Annotated in this window: 16 protein-coding genes; 13 read left to right on the top strand and 3 right to left on the bottom strand. The window is 45.6% G+C overall.

The window, feature by feature from the left end; translation table 11 throughout:
* The first annotated feature begins 10 nt into the window (after positions 1–10).
* A complete protein-coding gene (locus tag FR741_RS09920) occupies positions 11–1,207 on the top strand; it encodes a methyltransferase (RefSeq protein ID WP_167426734.1) in 1,197 nt (398 codons plus the stop codon).
* A 93-nt stretch (positions 1,208–1,300) separates the two neighbouring features.
* Here FR741_RS09920 and ald read toward each other — a convergent pair whose 3' ends face one another.
* Positions 1,301–2,425, bottom strand: a complete 1,125-nt coding sequence (gene ald, locus FR741_RS09915) for an alanine dehydrogenase (protein WP_005378241.1) — start codon at positions 2,423–2,425, stop codon at positions 1,301–1,303.
* Positions 2,426–2,581: 156 nt separating this feature from the next.
* Here ald and lrp point away from each other — a divergent pair, with 156 nt between their 5' ends.
* From lrp to FR741_RS09875, 8 genes are all read left to right on the top strand, one after another.
* Positions 2,582–3,076: a leucine-responsive transcriptional regulator Lrp gene (lrp, locus tag FR741_RS09910; protein WP_005378234.1), complete on the top strand. Its 495-nt coding sequence runs from the start codon at positions 2,582–2,584 to the stop codon at positions 3,074–3,076.
* Between the two features lie 152 nt (positions 3,077–3,228).
* Positions 3,229–6,282: a DNA translocase FtsK 4TM domain-containing protein gene (locus tag FR741_RS09905; protein ID WP_167426733.1), complete on the top strand. Its 3,054-nt coding sequence runs from the start codon at positions 3,229–3,231 to the stop codon at positions 6,280–6,282.
* Positions 6,283–6,356: 74 nt separating this feature from the next.
* Positions 6,357–6,983 (top strand): outer membrane lipoprotein chaperone LolA, encoded by a 627-nt coding sequence (lolA, locus tag FR741_RS09900; RefSeq protein WP_012841960.1) that lies wholly within the window; start codon positions 6,357–6,359, stop codon positions 6,981–6,983.
* On the top strand, positions 6,984–8,339 hold the full coding sequence (locus tag FR741_RS09895; protein WP_269819577.1) for a replication-associated recombination protein A: 1,356 nt from the start codon (positions 6,984–6,986) through the stop codon (positions 8,337–8,339). It begins immediately after the preceding gene.
* Positions 8,340–8,430: 91 nt separating this feature from the next.
* Positions 8,431–9,738, top strand: coding sequence for a serine--tRNA ligase (serS, locus tag FR741_RS09890; RefSeq protein ID WP_167426732.1), 1,308 nt, complete (start codon positions 8,431–8,433; stop codon positions 9,736–9,738).
* Between the two features lie 206 nt (positions 9,739–9,944).
* The gene (locus FR741_RS09885; protein WP_167426731.1) at positions 9,945–10,676 is read left to right on the top strand and encodes an ATPase; all 732 of its coding nucleotides are present in this window, start codon (positions 9,945–9,947) and stop codon (positions 10,674–10,676) included.
* Positions 10,670–11,110 (top strand): hypothetical protein, encoded by a 441-nt coding sequence (locus tag FR741_RS09880; protein ID WP_167426730.1) that lies wholly within the window; start codon positions 10,670–10,672, stop codon positions 11,108–11,110. The genes FR741_RS09885 and FR741_RS09880 overlap by 7 nt, the downstream gene beginning before the upstream one ends.
* Before the next feature lie 137 nt (positions 11,111–11,247).
* Positions 11,248–11,514 carry a DksA/TraR family C4-type zinc finger protein gene (locus tag FR741_RS09875; protein ID WP_167426729.1) on the top strand — a complete coding sequence of 89 codons (267 nt, stop codon included), beginning with the start codon at positions 11,248–11,250 and terminating at the stop codon, positions 11,512–11,514.
* Positions 11,515–11,583: 69 nt separating this feature from the next.
* Here the strand turns inward: FR741_RS09875 and bioA are convergent, their stop codons facing one another.
* A complete protein-coding gene (gene bioA, locus FR741_RS09870; RefSeq protein ID WP_085343597.1) occupies positions 11,584–12,864 on the bottom strand; it encodes an adenosylmethionine--8-amino-7-oxononanoate transaminase in 1,281 nt (426 codons plus the stop codon).
* A 130-nt stretch (positions 12,865–12,994) separates the two neighbouring features.
* Here bioA and bioB point away from each other — a divergent pair, with 130 nt between their 5' ends.
* Genes bioB through bioD form a run of 4 tightly spaced genes read left to right on the top strand, consistent with a single transcriptional unit; the run spans position 12,995 to position 16,674 of the window.
* Positions 12,995–14,047, top strand: a complete 1,053-nt coding sequence (gene bioB, locus FR741_RS09865; RefSeq protein ID WP_167426728.1) for a biotin synthase BioB — start codon at positions 12,995–12,997, stop codon at positions 14,045–14,047.
* A complete protein-coding gene (bioF, locus tag FR741_RS09860) occupies positions 14,034–15,185 on the top strand; it encodes an 8-amino-7-oxononanoate synthase (RefSeq protein ID WP_167426727.1) in 1,152 nt (383 codons plus the stop codon). The genes bioB and bioF overlap by 14 nt, the downstream gene beginning before the upstream one ends.
* Positions 15,185–15,991: a malonyl-ACP O-methyltransferase BioC gene (gene bioC, locus FR741_RS09855; RefSeq protein ID WP_152812426.1), complete on the top strand. Its 807-nt coding sequence runs from the start codon at positions 15,185–15,187 to the stop codon at positions 15,989–15,991. Before bioF ends, bioC begins: the two co-directional genes overlap by 1 nt.
* Positions 15,988–16,674, top strand: a complete 687-nt coding sequence (gene bioD / locus FR741_RS09850) for a dethiobiotin synthase (protein ID WP_005390831.1) — start codon at positions 15,988–15,990, stop codon at positions 16,672–16,674. The genes bioC and bioD overlap by 4 nt, the downstream gene beginning before the upstream one ends.
* Before the next feature lie 75 nt (positions 16,675–16,749).
* On the opposite strand, the gene FR741_RS09845 is transcribed toward bioD, so the two are convergent.
* Complete coding sequence (locus tag FR741_RS09845; protein WP_162860661.1) at positions 16,750–16,953, bottom strand: hypothetical protein; 204 nt, start codon at positions 16,951–16,953, stop codon at positions 16,750–16,752.
* Positions 16,954–17,142 lie beyond the last annotated feature (189 nt).

The following is a 17,142-nucleotide window of genomic DNA, read 5'->3' as shown; positions in this document are numbered from 1 at the left end:
AGGGGGAGCTATGAAAACGCAATTTCAATTTATTAATGACTGCTTATTGGAAAACGAATCGCTATGGCGGTTTGAACCATTTAAAAGTAGCATTCACACCTCATTACCTTGGCAAGAGCAACACCCTCAGTTGTGCCAGTGGTTAGTGTCTCTTTCTCCCTCTCAAATCGAAGAGTATAAAGCGGAACCTGAACTCGCCTTAAAAGCGATAAGCGCGTTCGTGCCTCAACTCGAACAACTCGCTTATCACACGCGTTTAGAGTTTTTAACCTTAAATGGTTTGGCACTCGCTCGTGGTTTAGACAACGGCATTCCCGGACGTAAGCTGGAGCAAATCAGCTCGATGGGTGAAGCTGCAATTCAACAACACTGTAGCGAAGAATGGTTAGAGTGGTGTTCAGGGAAAGGTTATTTAGGACGAATCCTGGCAACACAAACCGATCAGCCTGTGACCAGTTTCGAATATCAACAAGCACTGTGTGATTCGGGGCAACAAGCTGCGAATGAACACCATTGGAAAATGACGTTTATTCAAGGTGACGCGTTCGATAGCAAAGCAAAAGCGGTATTCAAGCCAACGCAACACGCGGTGGCACTGCATGCGTGTGGCGACCTCCATGTTCGTCTAATGCAGTACGGCAGTGAGAATGGGATTGCTGCGATGACCATCTCACCTTGTTGTTATCACTTGATTCAGTCGGAACAATACCAGCCGATGTCGAAACCGGGGAGGGCTTCTTCTCTCTCATTGTCTAAGCAAGAACTGCGTATCCCGTTACAGCAAACGGTGACAGGGGGAGAGCGTGTACGTCGCCATCGTCAGCAGGAAATGGTGTTTCGTCTTGGCTTCGATTTGATTACTCGACGAGCGTTAGGCATGGCAGAGTACCAACCTGTCCCCAGTATTCGTAAGTCGCAATTAAGTGAAGGCTTTGAATCTTTGTGTCGCTGGGCGGCGGAGAAGAAAGGTATCGTTCTTTCTCAAGAAATCGATTTCGATCATTTTGAAAAGTTAAGCGAACAACGCTTCTGGCAAATGGAGAGAATGAGCTTAGTGCAACTGGTTTTTCAACGTCCATTGGAGATCTGGCTCGCATTGGACAAAGCACTTTATCTTGAAGAACGTGGTTATCGTGTTAGATTGTCAGAGTTTTGCCCTAAATCGGTTACACCTAGAAATATTTTAATTTGCGCATATAAGAATTAGTTATCTTTTATAGCTAAACGCTCTATATAAAAAAGCCCACTTATGCGTGGGCTTTTGTAAACAAAACGTGACAAATTGTGTTTTATTTTATCATTAATTGAACATGGCGATAGCTTGAGTTGGTTCAACGTATTCCAAGTCAAAGCTTTCTGCTACTTCTTTACATGTTACTTTTCCGTGAATAACGTTTAGACCTTCAAGGAAGCCTTTGTCTTCTAGAAGTGCTTCACGGTAGCCTTTGTTTGCGAGTTTCACAATGTAAGGGAGTGTTGCATTGTTTAATGCGAAAGTTGAAGTACGTGCAACCGCACCAGGCATATTTGCTACGCAGTAGTGAACCACTTCATCAACGATGTAAGTCGGATCTGCGTGGGTTGTTGCGTGAGATGTCTCGAAACAGCCACCTTGGTCAATAGCCACGTCAACCACTGCCGCACCAGGTTTCATCTTAGCAATGTGCTCTTTTGTTACCAGCTTAGGCGCTGCTGCTCCAGGAATTAGAACGGCACCGATAACAAGGTCAGCTTCTAGAACATGCTTCTCGATAGCGTCTTCAGTAGAATAAACCACTTTAGCACGACCTTGGAACTCTTCGTCAAGCTTACGAAGTGTATCTACGTTGCGGTCTAGAATGGTTACGTCAGCGCGAAGGCCAACAGCCATACGAGCTGCGTTTGCACCAACAACACCACCACCAACGATGACAACTTTCGCTGGCTCAACACCAGGTACGCCACCTAGTAGCAGACCACGACCGCCGTGTGATTTTTCCAATGTTTGCGCACCAGCTTGGATAGACATCCGACCTGCCACTTCTGACATTGGTGCTAACAGTGGCAAACGACCCATATTATCTGTTACAGTCTCATAGGCTATACAGACAGCTTTGCTCTTGATTAGCTCATCAGTTTGTGGAAAATCTGGTGCTAGGTGTAAATAAGTAAATAAAATTTGCCCTTCGCGGAGCATTGCTCTCTCTACTGCTTGGGGTTCTTTTACTTTTACAATCATGTCTGCTTGCGCGAATACGTCTGCAGCATGAGGGAGAATGGATGCGCCGACAGCGATGTAATCATCGTCTGAAAAACCAATGCCGGCACCTGCATTGGTCTCAACTAAAACTTGGTGACCATGTGAGATGAGTTCTCTCACGCTTGCTGGGATCATACCAACACGATATTCGTGGTTCTTGATTTCCTTAGGTACGCCAATGATCATCCTGTATCCTCTTTCTATAATGGTTGTATTAACTGTTTGTAGGGTGTTATTGTCGAATTAATAACTAGTATAGTTATAGATTTGTAAAATTTGGCACCAAATATTAAAAAGTTGTAGTATATTTTTTTGCAAGGAAGTAATAAGGTGGAATAAAAAATGGCAGACAACTATAAAAAGCCGTCCAAGGAACTAGACCGTATCGACCGCAACATTCTTAATGAACTGCAGAAAGACGGTCGTATTTCAAACGTTGAGCTTTCAAAACGTGTGGGACTTTCTCCAACGCCATGTTTGGAGCGTGTGCGTCGCTTAGAGCGTCAGGGTTACATCACAGGATACACTGCATTATTGAATCCGCAGTTCCTGGATGCGTCACTATTAGTATTCGTTGAGATTACACTAAACCGTGGTGCGCCGGATGTATTTGAGCAGTTTAACTCAGCTGTTCAAAAGCTAGACGACATACAAGAGTGTCATCTTGTATCAGGTGACTTTGACTATCTTCTTAAAACCCGTGTATCAGATATGGGTGCTTACCGCCGACTATTGGGCGATACGTTACTACGCCTACCTGGCGTAAATGACACTCGCACATACGTTGTAATGGAAGAAGTGAAACAATCTAACCAGCTTGTGATCAAAACTCGTTAATTTCTTGCAAAGAAAGCGGTATATGCTTCCGCTTTCGCCAGAGAGTAATTGGGTTTTTCTCTTTGATATGGTTAAATCAATTTACCGAGCGGCTTGATGCCGCTCGGAATGTTTTGCAATTTCCTATTTCATTTCCATATTCAAGTTGATTTATGTTCAAAGAGAACGCAAAGAAAGTCGAAACCATTATCAAAACCAGTGAAGAGCCCCAGTCTTCACGCTTAAATGGCTTCCAACGCTTAAAAGAGTGCTGCTTTATCGTTGGCGTTCTTAGCTCGGTATTGCTTGCGGTTGCACTATTTACCTTCAGTCCGGCCGATCCTTCCTGGTCCCAAACCGCATGGGGAGGGGAGATCGACAATGCTGGTGGCCTTTTCGGCGCTTGGCTTGCGGACACACTATTCTTCACATTTGGCTCTCTCGCTTATCCAATCCCTTTCTTGCTAGCTGCGGCTGCATGGGTGATTTGCCGTAAACGAGGAGAAGATGAGCCAATTGATTTCATGTTATGGGGTACGAGGTTACTCGGCCTTGTCGTCCTTATAATGACTAGCTGTGGTCTAGCCGATATTAATTTTGATGATATTTGGTATTTCTCGTCCGGTGGTGTCGTCGGGGACGTGTTGTCTAGCCTAGCTTTACCTACATTGAATGTACTTGGCACGACATTGGTACTGCTGTTCTTATGGGGAGCGGGTTTTACTCTCTTTACTGGCATCTCATGGCTTAACATCGTTGAGTGGCTTGGAAATCGTGCATTAGCACTAATTGCGGCGCTTGCAAATAAGATAAGAGGCTCTGAGCAAGAAGTTTTAGAACCTCAGCTAGATGAGTTCGTGGAAGATAAAGTCTCTACGCCTAGACATAACGTAGACCATGACATTGATGATGAGCCGCTTCCTCATTTAACGGCGTTCGATGTCGATGAGCCGAAAGAATCGGCGCCTGTACATGAGTATCCTATTTATATGCCGCAAGCTAAACCTGAGAAGCCAGCGGAACAAATGATGGTGGAACCAACGCCACCACAACGCAAGGCTACGGTTAATGCTGCGCCAGTTTATGCTCAACCTGAGCACCAAACGCAACCTGTCCATGCGGTGAATACTGATAACGTTGATCCGCTTCTGGAGCGTACCAAGCAGCTGAATGTCACGATAGAAGAGCTTGAAGCTGCAGCGCAACAAGCAGATGACTGGGGAACTGGAGAACAGGCAGCCCCATCATTTGCAGACACTTACTCTTCCTATGTAGAGCAACATACAGCTACAGAAGAACCGATCAGTGTTGAACCAGATTATGCGGAGTACGAACAATTTGAAGCAGAGCAAGTACAGCAGCCAAGTATTGAGCATCCTGTGCATGAAGAGCCTGTAATTGATTCCGCTGCGCTAGATAGCATCACGGAGCAAACAGAATCGAGTCAACACATTGAACCTACGATCTCTGATTTTGACGTGTTAGACGATGAAGACGAAGTGGAGTCACAGCCTGTACAACAAGTACAGCCAGCTCCAACAACACCTCATCAGCAAGTGGCAACACCTTCAACAACATTTGAACCTGCACTTCAAAAAGCGGAGGTTGAAGAGGTTCAAGACGGCGACGAAGATGTAGCGGCATTCCAAGACATGGTTTCTAGTGCGCAAGCCAAAGTAGCAGCGACACAGAACCCATTTTTGGTACAGAAAGAAGAAAACTTGCCTGTTCCAGAAGAGCCACTTCCAACGCTCGAGTTGCTTTACCATCCAGAAAAACGCGAAAACTTTATCGACCGAGATGCGCTAGAGCAGGTCGCTCGATTGGTTGAGAGCAAGCTAGCGGACTACAAAATCAAAGCCGACGTGGTGGGGATTTATCCTGGTCCAGTGATCACTCGCTTCGAGCTTGATTTGGCGCCGGGGGTAAAGGTAAGCCGTATTTCTGGTCTTTCAACTGACTTAGCGCGTGCATTGTCTGCAATGGCTGTACGTGTTGTAGAAGTAATCCCTGGCAAGCCTTACATCGGTTTGGAACTGCCAAACATGAGCCGTCAGACGGTCTATTTATCTGATGTAATCAGTAGTCCTCAGTTTGAGCAAGCAACGTCACCCACAACGGTTGTGTTAGGTCAAGACATTGCGGGCGAAGCTGTTGTGGCCGATCTTGCGAAGATGCCTCACGTGCTAGTAGCAGGTACAACTGGTTCTGGTAAGTCGGTGGGTGTGAACGTGATGATTTTGAGCATGCTATATAAAGCAGGTCCAGAAGATGTGCGCTTCATCATGATTGACCCGAAAATGCTAGAGCTTTCTATTTACGAAGGTATCCCTCATCTTCTTTCTGAAGTTGTGACTGATATGAAAGACGCATCAAACGCTCTACGTTGGTGTGTGGGTGAGATGGAACGTCGTTATAAGTTGATGTCGGCATTGGGCGTTCGTAATGTGAAAGGCTTTAACGAGAAGTTGAAGATGGCAGCAGAAGCAGGCCACCCAATTCATGACCCATTCTGGCAAGAAGGCGACAGTATGGATACGGAACCGCCATTGCTAGAAAAACTGCCGTATATCGTTGTCGTTGTCGATGAATTTGCTGACCTGATGATGGTGGTGGGTAAGAAGGTAGAAGAACTGATTGCACGCTTGGCACAAAAGGCGCGTGCGGCAGGTATTCATCTAATTCTTGCGACTCAGCGTCCATCGGTGGATGTTATCACGGGTCTGATTAAAGCGAATATTCCAACTCGTGTTGCGTTTACGGTATCGACTAAAACAGACTCCCGTACGATTCTAGACCAAGGTGGTGCAGAATCACTGCTTGGTATGGGTGATATGTTGTATCTACCGCCGGGCTCAAGTCATACAACTCGTGTCCACGGTGCATTTGCATCAGATGATGATGTTCATGCTGTTGTAAACAACTGGAAAGCGCGTGGTAAACCGAACTACATTGAAGAGATCATCAGCGGAGATCAAAGTCCAGAAAGCTTATTGCCAGGTGAGCAAATGGAAGCGGATGAAGATGTGGATCCACTCTTCGATCAAGTCGTTGAGCACGTAGTTCAGTCACGTCGAGGCTCTGTTTCTGGCGTACAGCGTCGATTTAAGATCGGTTACAACCGTGCCGCCCGTATTGTTGAGCAACTCGAAGCGCAAGGTATCGTGAGTGCTCCGGGTCACAACGGTAACCGCGAAGTTTTAGCTCCTGCGCCGCCAAAAGATTAATGAACTTGTTTTACTCACTTCAGTCCAACTGAGGTGAGTAACTTTAGGTCTTTGACCCTCTGATAGGTATCTGAATGAAAAAACGATTTTCAGCGAAACTTTTCTCAGCGCTAGTTTTAAGCGTTTCTTTCTTCTCAGCTGCGAATGCAGCATCTCCAAAAGATGAACTCAATAAACGTCTCGCAATGAACGAGGGTTTCAGTGCCGATTTCTCCCAGCAAGTGATCAGCCCTGAAGGTGAAACGGTAATGGAAGGTGAGGGCACGGTTGAAATCGCTCGTCCAAGCTTGTTCCGTTGGAGTACGACTTTTCCTGATGAAAACCTTTTAGTATCTGACGGTAAGACGTTGTGGTATTACAGCCCATTCATTGAGCAAGTAAGCATTTACTGGCAAGAGCAAGCGACCGAGCAAACACCATTTGTGCTGTTAACTCGCAATAGAGCAAGCGATTGGGATAACTATAAAATTTCTCAGAAAGGTAATGAGTTTACGCTCATTCCAACGGCAATTGACTCTACTCAAGGCCAATTCCAGATTAATATTGATGCAAAAGGCGTAGTGAAAGGCTTTAACGTCATTGAGCAAGATGGTCAGAAAGGGCTGTTTACTTTTAGTAATGTTAAGCTTGGTAAACCAAAGGTAGACAGATTTACATTCACAATTCCAGATGGCGTGGAAGTGGATGACCAAAGGAATTAATTGTTAGTGAGTAATTACACGTTAGATTTCTCAGGGGACGAAGATTTTCGTCCCCTTGCTGCTCGTATGAGACCACAAACTATCGAACAGTATATTGGACAGCAGCATATTTTAGGTCCGGGTAAACCCCTACGCCGAGCGCTAGAGGCCGGACACATTCACTCGATGATTTTGTGGGGACCACCTGGCACAGGTAAAACGACATTAGCGGAAGTGGCAGCAAACTATGCCAACGCCGAAGTTGAGCGTGTATCTGCGGTGACGTCTGGCGTTAAAGAGATCCGGGCTGCGATCGACAAAGCGCGTGAGAACAAAATGGCAGGTCGCCGCACTATCTTATTCGTGGATGAGGTGCATCGCTTTAACAAATCGCAGCAAGATGCGTTTTTACCGCATATTGAAGACGGTACGGTTACGTTTATCGGTGCGACCACAGAGAACCCTTCGTTTGAGTTAAACAACGCATTACTCTCGCGTGCTCGCGTTTACAAGTTGACTTCTCTTGACCAGAGCGAAATATCGCTGGCGCTTGATCAAGCGATTAACGACAAAGAGCGCGGCTTGGGTAATACACCAGCAAATTTCGCCGACAACGTACTAGATCGCCTAGCAGAGCTAGTGAACGGTGATGCTCGCATGTCTCTTAACTACCTTGAGCTGCTATACGATATGGCAGAAGACAATGCGCAAGGTGAAAAAGAAATCACGCTTAAGTTGCTTGCGGAAGTGGCGGGAGAAAAGGTCTCTCGCTTTGATAACAAAGGTGATATCTGGTACGACTTAATCTCTGCAGTTCACAAATCCATTCGTGGTTCAAATCCAGACGCCGCTTTGTATTGGGCTGCACGTATGATCGCCGCAGGTTGTGATCCGCTCTACATCGCTCGCCGATTACTTGCGATAGCATCGGAAGATGTTGGCAATGCGGACCCTAGAGCCATGCAAGTCGCACTCTCCGCGTGGGATTGCTTTACCCGTGTTGGTCCGGCAGAAGGTGAACGTGCGATTGCACAGGCAATCGTTTACTTAGCGTGCGCGCCAAAAAGTAATGCGGTGTACGTAGCATGGAAACAAGCGCTCACAGATGCTCATAACTTACCTGAATATGAAGTGCCGCATCACCTTCGAAATGCACCTACCAGTTTGATGAAAGACATGGGTTATGGAGCAGAGTATCGTTATGCTCACGATGAGCCGGGTGCCTATGCAGCCGGTGAGCAATATTTGCCACCAGAAATGGCGGATCGTAAGTATTATCAGCCAACAAATCGCGGTCTAGAAACCAAAATCGGCGAAAAGTTAGATTACTTGGCTAAATTAGACGCAAATAGCCAACAAAAGCGCTATGAAAAGTAGGCGTTTTTGGATACATTTGTTCAGTAAATTTTTTTAACGCGTACGCTTGGAAAGTACGCGTGATTTCACAACAAAAAGCATAGGATTAACAATGCTGGATTCTAAATTACTTCGTACAGAGCTGGATGAAACAGCTGCTAAACTGGCGCGTCGTGGCTTTAAGCTAGACGTAGAGACTATTCGTAAACTTGAAGAACAACGTAAGTCCATTCAAGTAGAAGTAGAAAATTTACAATCCACGCGTAACTCCATCTCCAAACAAATCGGCCAAAAAATGGCGGCTGGCGACAAAGAAGGCGCAGAAGAGATCAAGAAACAAATCGGTACTCTAGGTAGCGATCTTGATGCGAAGAAAGTTGAACTTGAGCAAGTAATGGCTCAACTAGACGAATTCACGCTTTCTGTACCAAACATCCCAGCAGATGAAGTGCCAGATGGCAAAGACGAGAACGACAACGTTGAAATCTCTCGTTGGGGTGAGCCTAAGACTTACGATTTCGATTTGAAAGACCATGTTGACCTAGGTGAAATGGGTGGCGGTCTAGACTTCGCAAGTGCAGTTAAGATTACTGGCGCACGTTTCATCGTGATGAAAGGCCAATTTGCTCGTCTACACCGTGCAATTGCTCAGTTCATGCTAGATCTTCACACAGAAGAACATGGCTACACTGAAATGTACGTACCTTACCTAGTGAACTCTGACAGCCTATTCGGTACTGGTCAGCTTCCTAAGTTCGGTAAAGACCTTTTCCACACAGAGCCTCTAGCGGAAAAAGTAAACGACGAAGAGCCACGCAAACTGTCGCTAATCCCTACGGCAGAAGTACCTGTAACGAACCTAGTTCGTGACACGATTTCTGACGAAGCGGATCTACCTATCAAGATGACAGCACACACGCCATGTTTCCGTTCAGAAGCAGGTTCATACGGTCGTGATACTCGTGGTCTGATTCGTATGCACCAGTTCGACAAAGTTGAGCTAGTACAAATCACTAAGCCAGAAGATTCAATGAACGCACTAGAAGAGCTAACAGGTCACGCTGAGAAAGTTCTACAACTTCTTGAACTTCCTTACCGTAAAGTCGTTCTATGTACTGGCGACATGGGCTTCGGCGCTCGTAAGACTTACGACCTAGAAGTGTGGGTTCCTGCTCAAGAAACTTACCGTGAAATCTCTTCATGTTCTAACATGTGGGACTTCCAAGCTCGTCGTATGCAAGCGCGTTTCCGTCGTAAAGGCGAGAAGAAACCTGAGCTTGTACACACGCTAAACGGTTCTGGTCTAGCTGTAGGTCGTACAATGGTTGCTATCCTAGAAAACAACCAAGAAGCAGACGGTCGCATTGCAATCCCTACAGTACTTCAGAAGTACATGGGCGGCGCAACGCACATCGGTTAGTGCATTAGCCACTAGAACACCAAAACCCAGCCATAGTGCTGGGTTTTTTGTTATTTGCGTCGAGTGAAAATACGTTGTTATGTAATTAGCACACGCAATAGTGAAGAGCTCGCCCAGAATCTGGCAGTACGAGACAAATGATATTTTTCTAAACGGTTTTTCACGTGACAAGCTAATGGCATCATTTGCCCTTGTTGTTAAACGTTATGCCAGTAAATCATCTTTCATTGCTTATTATTTTTGCGCTTACTTTGCTCGTTAGTAAGAGTGTTATCGCAAGTGAACTTATTCAGCCTCAATACTTAGATAGTGAGCGAACCGATCGCTTTTTCGCGCGCGAAATAGCGCAACCTTCCAAAGAAAATATGCAACTTCGTAACTCACTCGATTGGGGCTATGAACTTGAATTGAAACGTGCATCTGATGAAGAAAAACTAGTATCTAATTGCCAAGACTTAGCTACGGCAAACTCTACGGGCTTTACTGCGGCAAAAGCCTATGAATACGGCGCGTTTAAAGCATATTTAACTCAGTGCCAAACATGGAGTGAGATGGCAAAGTTAGCTGCCTCTAAGCGTTCATTTATATCAGACTTTAAGTTAGACGATACCTTTCCTAATTTCGCTCCAAGTGCACTTGCTTTTGTTATTTCTGACGAAAGTGCAGAGAAAGCAAAGACGCTATCAACGTGGGATGAAGCAGACCATATCCAAAGAACTCAGGTCATCAGTGAAGTCAGAGCAGAGTATTACGATTCGACTGATGGCTTTCAGGTTATTACCGTTACCGCAAAAGGTGATTACAACGCTGACGGCATCGAGGATATCGTTATTGAGAAAGAGAATAGTGTACTCAGTGGCTCGTATTCATCTTCACACGGATATGTATTAACCTGTATGTCTGAACAAGCGCTATTTACAGTGTTGGCTGAATGGTAATGAAACGATTGGCGGTCACTTTGGGTTTAAGTGTTGCGATGATGAGCACGTTTGCTGTTGCTAACACCTCGCCCAGAAGAGTCTTTGAATGCTCAGTGAACCAAACTATGAACTTTAGTATTTTTATAGAGCAAGGCAAAGGTGGGATTATCTTTAATGAGTCCATTGAGAATCAAAGCTCTGTTTTACAGCGGATAAAACCTCAAGATTATCGTGTTGAACATTATCATCGAGCGTTGGTAGATGAGAAGTCACTGGAATTTAGTATTGGTGAGCGCGTCATATTAGTCAGTGAGTACTTTAGCGAGGAGTTTGGTGAGGTAGAGAAGATACTCAGTGTTACTTTGAGAGAGCCTGAGCAAACGCAGTACTTTGAATGTGAGGAAGGGAGTATGAGTAACCTTGCATTGCTTTTCCATGAGAGTGCCGAATAATCGATTGCAGAGTAATTATTACCAAAGCGTAATAGTGTTTTCGAATTTACCCTAATTATCTTGTTATTTGTAATCGATATAATCATCCACCTTACCACGGTAAGTAGATTTTCTCATTCAAGTAACGAGGAGGGCTTATGGCCGTAGGGTGGGCAAACGACGATAGCGTCAGCCAACAAATTCAAAACACAATAGACGACGAAATTTCCCGTGTTCGTGGCAGTATCACAGAGGGTGAGAGCGCCCATTACTGCGATGAGTGTGGTGATGAGATTCCGGAAGCGCGTCGTCTTGCAATGAAAGGCGTTCGTTTGTGTATCGAATGCCAGTCAACAATTGAATTGGCATCTCAACGCCAAGTATTATTCAATCGACGAGCGAGTAAAGACAGTCAACTTCGATAGCTTTACTGTTCTAATAAATAAAGAGATGGTTTGAGTCTCATACTCAAACCGTTTTCGTGTTGAATTGGACTATGAAGCGAAGCAATCTTTACGTTGCAACGCTGCATCAATCGCATTCACTAACTTTTCAATATCTTCCGGCTTGCTGATGAACGGCGGCATCATATAAATCAGTTTGCCAAATGGACGAATCCAAACACCGTGCTCAACAAAGAGAGCCTGGATGGTTTCCATATTCACAGGGCGATGCGTCTCCACTACGCCAATAGCACCCAACCAACGGGTGTTTTTCACCAAGTCGTATTCTTCAAGTTTTGGTAGTAACTCAGAAAACAGCGTTTCAATTTGTTGGGTTTGTTGCTTCCAATCACCTTGCTCGATCAATTCCAAACTTGCAGTAGCTACAGCACAAGCGAGTGGATTCCCCATAAAGGTTGGACCGTGCATAAAACAACCAGCATCACCACCACAAACAGTGTCTGCTACGTGTTTGCTCGCGAGGGTCGCAGAGAGGGTCATGTAGCCGCCTGTGAGTGCTTTCCCGACACACAAAATGTCTGGTTGAATATCTGCATGTTCGCAGGCAAACAATTTGCCTGTGCGTCCAAAACCGGTAGCGATCTCATCTGCAATCAATAACAAACCGTATTTGTCGCAAAGTCTACGCACGCCTTTGAGAAATTCTGGATGGTAGATGCGCATGCCACCTGCGCCTTGAACGATAGGCTCTAGGATCACCGCAGCGAGTTCTTGATGATGTGTTTCAATCTTGTGCTCAAAGTCAGCAAGATCTTCAGATTTCCACTCATCCCAAAAGCCACAAGTTGGCGACTCCGCAAAGATATGCTCAGGCAGAAAGCCTTTGTAGAGAGAGTGCATGGAGTTATCAGGATCGGTTACCGACATGGCCGCAAAGGTGTCACCGTGATAACCGTGTCGTAAAGTAAGAAACTTCGGTCGGCGTTCACCTTTTGCATGCCAATATTGCAGTGCCATTTTTAAGCTGACTTCTACGGCAACGGAGCCTGAATCGGCAAGGAATACATGTTCAAGATTACTTGGCGCTAGGGGTAGCAACTTCTTACACAAACTGATTGCTGGCTGGTGGGTAATCCCGCCAAACATCACGTGAGAGACTTGATCGATTTGCTGGTGAGCCGCTTGATTTAAGTGCGGATGGTTATAGCCGTGGATCGTCGACCACCAAGAAGACATGCCATCGATAAGCTCAGTACCGTCTTCCAATTTAATGTGAACACCACTTGCTGATTCTACTGGGTAGCAGGTCAGAGGTGTTAATGTCGAAGTGTAAGGATGCCAGATATGCTGGCGGTCGAAGGCGAGATCCATGTGCGATTCCAATAACAAATGAGATTAAAAAACAAACAGATGTAAACTTTGTTTCTTTGTGTTGTGTTGACAGTTTATCGAGACTCAGTAGACTGTCAACACAACAAAAAAAGTGATTAAAGGAATACACGTGGAAGTTCGTCATAACTGGACGCATGCTGAAGTGCGCGATCTCATGGAAAAACCATTCATGGATCTCCTATTCGAAGCGCAGCTTGTTCATCGTCAATACCAACAAACCAACCATGTTCAAGTAAGCACGCTTTTGTCGATTAAGACAGGTGCTTGTCCAGAAGATTGTAAGTACTGTCCTCAGAGTGCTCGTTACACCACAGACATCGAGAAAGAGCGTCTGATGGAAGTAGAACGCGTACTCGATGCTGCGCAAAAAGCCAAAAATGCTGGTTCTACTCGATTCTGTATGGGTGCCGCATGGAAAAACCCCAAAGAGCGTGACATGCCGCATTTGACCGACATGATCAAAGGCGTGAAGGGCATGGGCTTAGAAACGTGTATGACATTGGGCATGTTGACGCCAGATCAAGCAAAGCAATTGGCAACAGCAGGTCTGGACTACTACAACCATAACCTCGATACCTCACCTGAGTTCTACGGCAACATCATTACCACCCGTACTTACCAAGACCGTTTAGATACGCTTTCTCACGTTCGTGATGCTGGTATGAAGATTTGTTCCGGTGGCATAATCGGCATGGGTGAAAGTGCTAACGACCGAGCAGGTTTGTTGGTTGAATTGGCTAACTTGCCGGTACACCCTGAAAGCGTTCCAATCAACATGCTCGTGAAGGTAAAGGGCACACCATTGGAAGAAGTGGACGACGTTGAGCCGTTCGACTTTATTCGTCTGATTGCAATAGCACGAATTATGATGCCTCAATCAGCCGTTCGTTTATCCGCTGGCCGTGAAAACATGAACGAACAAATGCAAGCGCTGTGTTTTATGGCGGGTGCCAACTCCGTCTTCTATGGCTGCAAACTTCTGACCACGCCAAACCCTTCTGAAGACAAAGACATGATGCTGTTTAACAAGCTCGGCATTAACAGCCAAGAGGTGTCTCAAAAACCTGATGAAGTCGAAGAAAACGAGTTGCTAGATCGCGTCGTAGAGCGCGTTGCTGCCCGTCCGACAAAAGACGACCTTTTCTACGATGCCAGCGTTTAAATCTCGTATCGAGTCCGCCCTTGCCGATCGTAAAGCGCAGGGGCTGAATCGTTCTATGAATGTGGTGTTTGCCGGTAACCAGTCCGTTTTGGAACACGAAGGCAGACGCTACATTAATTTCTCAAGTAATGATTATTTGGGATTGGCCAATGACCAAGCGCTTGTTCGGGCTTGGCAGCAAGGTTTAAGCGTATACGGCAGCGGTAGCGGCGCGTCTCCAATGGTCACCGGTTTTAGTGCAGCGCACAGCAATTTAGAAGCAGCACTAACTGAATGGCTGGGTTACGAAAGGGCAGTCCTGTTTGGCTCTGGATTCAGTGCCAATCAAGCTTTGTTATTCACCTTGCTAGAAAAATCAGACTTACTCATTCAAGACCGTTTGAACCATGCCTCGTTGATGGAAGCGGGGGCGTTGTCACCAGCTAAAATGAAGCGCTTCAAGCACAATGACATCGAGCACCTAAAGTCGCTGCTGAATAGCGAAGACAATCACTTAGTCGTGACTGAAGGGGTGTTTAGTATGGACGGGGATTGTGCACCACTTGCTGATATAGCTGACGTCACCAGTAATCATGATGCATGGCTTGCTGTAGACGACGCTCATGGTATCGGTGTTCTAGGGGAATCTGGCGGTGGCTCATGTGAATTAGCGGCGGTTAAGCCTGAGATACTGATCGTTACTTTCGGCAAAGCGTTTGGTATGTCTGGCGCGGCTATTTTATGTGACCACACAACGGGGGACTTTTTAACTCAGTTTGCTCGTCACCATGTGTATTCCACGGCGATGCCTCCGGCACAAGCCTATGCGCTCACGCATGCTGTCTCGATGGTTCAAGAGCAGTCTTGGCGACGTGAAAAGCTCACAGAGTTAAGTGAAGTGTATCGAGATAGCCTCAGCGATGTTGAGGGCTTTGTTGAGACTCAAACTTCGATTAAGCCGTTTGTGATTGGTGAATCTGATTTGGCTTTGCGAGTAGCAGGTGCTTGTCGCCAAAACGGTATTTGGGTTACTGCTATTCGTCCTCCAACAGTTCCGAAAGGGACGTCTCGTCTGCGAATCACACTCACTGCTAATCACACTAACGAACAAGTTAAAACGCTTTCAATGGCATTGAAGCAAGCATTAGGAACGCAGTAATGGATAATGCAGAGCAAATGAAGTTGGATTGCTTACTGCCTAATAAACAAGCGATCGCCGCTTCCTTTAGTAAGGCGGCTGACACATACGACAAACATGCCGCTTTCCAGCGTGACGTCGGCCATCGCTTACTAGACAAACTTCCGAATGACTTAACTCATCAACGTGTTTTGGATTTAGGATGTGGTACGGGCTATTTTTCTCAACTTCTTCAAGAGCGTGGCGCTGAAGTGTTTTGTGTGGACATCTCTCAAGAGATGTTAAGCAAAGCTATGGTGCGCTGTGGCCATGAACGAATGAATTATGTGCTAGCCGACGCAGAAAACTTGCCTTTCGACGATACAAGCTTCGACTACGTATTCTCTAGCTTGGCTTTGCAATGGTGTGCCGATTTAAGTTATCCCCTGAGAGAAGTTCGTCGTGTACTAAAAGCTAATGGGAAGGCGGCTTTTTCTACCCTAGCTGAAGGGTCACTGTGCGAGTTGCGTGCATCATGGAAAAAAATTGATGCATATCAACACGTCAATAACTTTCTATCGCTCAATCAGGTAAAAATTGCGTTAGCGCAATCTCGATGTGACAACCATCAACTAGACTTGACCACCATCACAGTTTGGTACGACTCAGCATTTTCAGTTATGCGTGACCTCAAAGGTATAGGGGCAAATCACGTAAGCGGGCGCTCACATGGTTTAACCAGTCGAGAGACTTTGTTGCAAGTTGAGCATGAGTACCAAGCGTTTAAAAATGATCAAGGTCTTCTACCTGCAAGTTATCAGGTTTGTTTTGGAGTAATACATCTATGATTGATGCTTTTTTTATTGCTGGTACGGATACTGATGTAGGAAAAACGGTAGCGTCTAAAGCCATTTTGCAAGCGTTGGCAGCAAAAGGACTAAACACTATTGGTTATAAACCAGTGGCAGCAGGGAGTGATAAGACTGAAGCTGGATGGCGTAACTCTGACGCCTTACATTTACAAGCGGCCGCGACACTTGATGTCGCTTATGATGATGTGAATCCATACGCTTTAGAATTGCCAGCTTCTCCTCACATCGCGGCAAAACATGAACATGTCGAAATAAAATACGAACTCCTCAGTGAAAAGCTGGCTCAACACAAGCAGCAAGCTGATGTCGTTCTCGTTGAGGGCGCTGGTGGTTGGCGTGTGCCTGTGTCAGATACCGACTGTTTATCTACTTGGGTACAAGCAGAGCAGTTACCCGTGGTCTTGGTGGTTGGTATTAAATTAGGTTGTTTGAGCCATGCTTTACTCACGGCTGAGAGTATTAAAGCGGATGGCTTGAATCTTGTTGGTTGGGTGGCAAACCGAGTTAACCCTGGCACCGAGCACTATGCTGATATTATCGAGATGCTTGAAGCGCGTATCGGTGCGCCTAAGCTTGGCGAAATCCCATACATTCCAAGTGCTAAGCGCAAAGAGCTAGGCAAGTACATTAATGTCGAGCCTTTGCTAAATACTGACTGATTGTGTTTAAAATACTAAAAACCAAAGGGCTGCGTAATGCAGCCCTTTTTTATTGGTGTAATCTATAACATCAGATTACTTATCTTGGCTAAGCCCCATCAATGCTTGCTGTGTTTCTGCAACACGCTGAGACATATGATGATCGGTTGAAATACCAAGTTGTTGCTTCGCCTCATCCTCTGAGATGCCTAGATGACAACGTAGTAAATCAATAGCCATTTGATAGTCGTTAGTTTCTACCATGGTTTTTCCCTCAATACATGGAAGTTTTGAGCTCACCTAATGTACCTTTTAATGTACTTAGAGTGGCTCTGTTTTGTTCATCTCACTTGAATCTAGCATGTCCATGTCGCCGCACAATAAGACCAAAGTCTATAGCGGGGCTAACATACTGTTTTTGGTCTAGTAAAATATTTCTAGCTAAGCTGCCTAGAGGTGATAGATTTAACATCAAGGTCATCCATTGAT

Source organism: Vibrio diabolicus (assembly GCF_011801455.1).
GTDB lineage: Bacteria > Pseudomonadota > Gammaproteobacteria > Enterobacterales > Vibrionaceae > Vibrio > Vibrio diabolicus.
The sequence above is the reverse complement of the archived record's forward strand: the minus strand, read 5'-3'. Positions and strand labels throughout refer to the sequence as shown.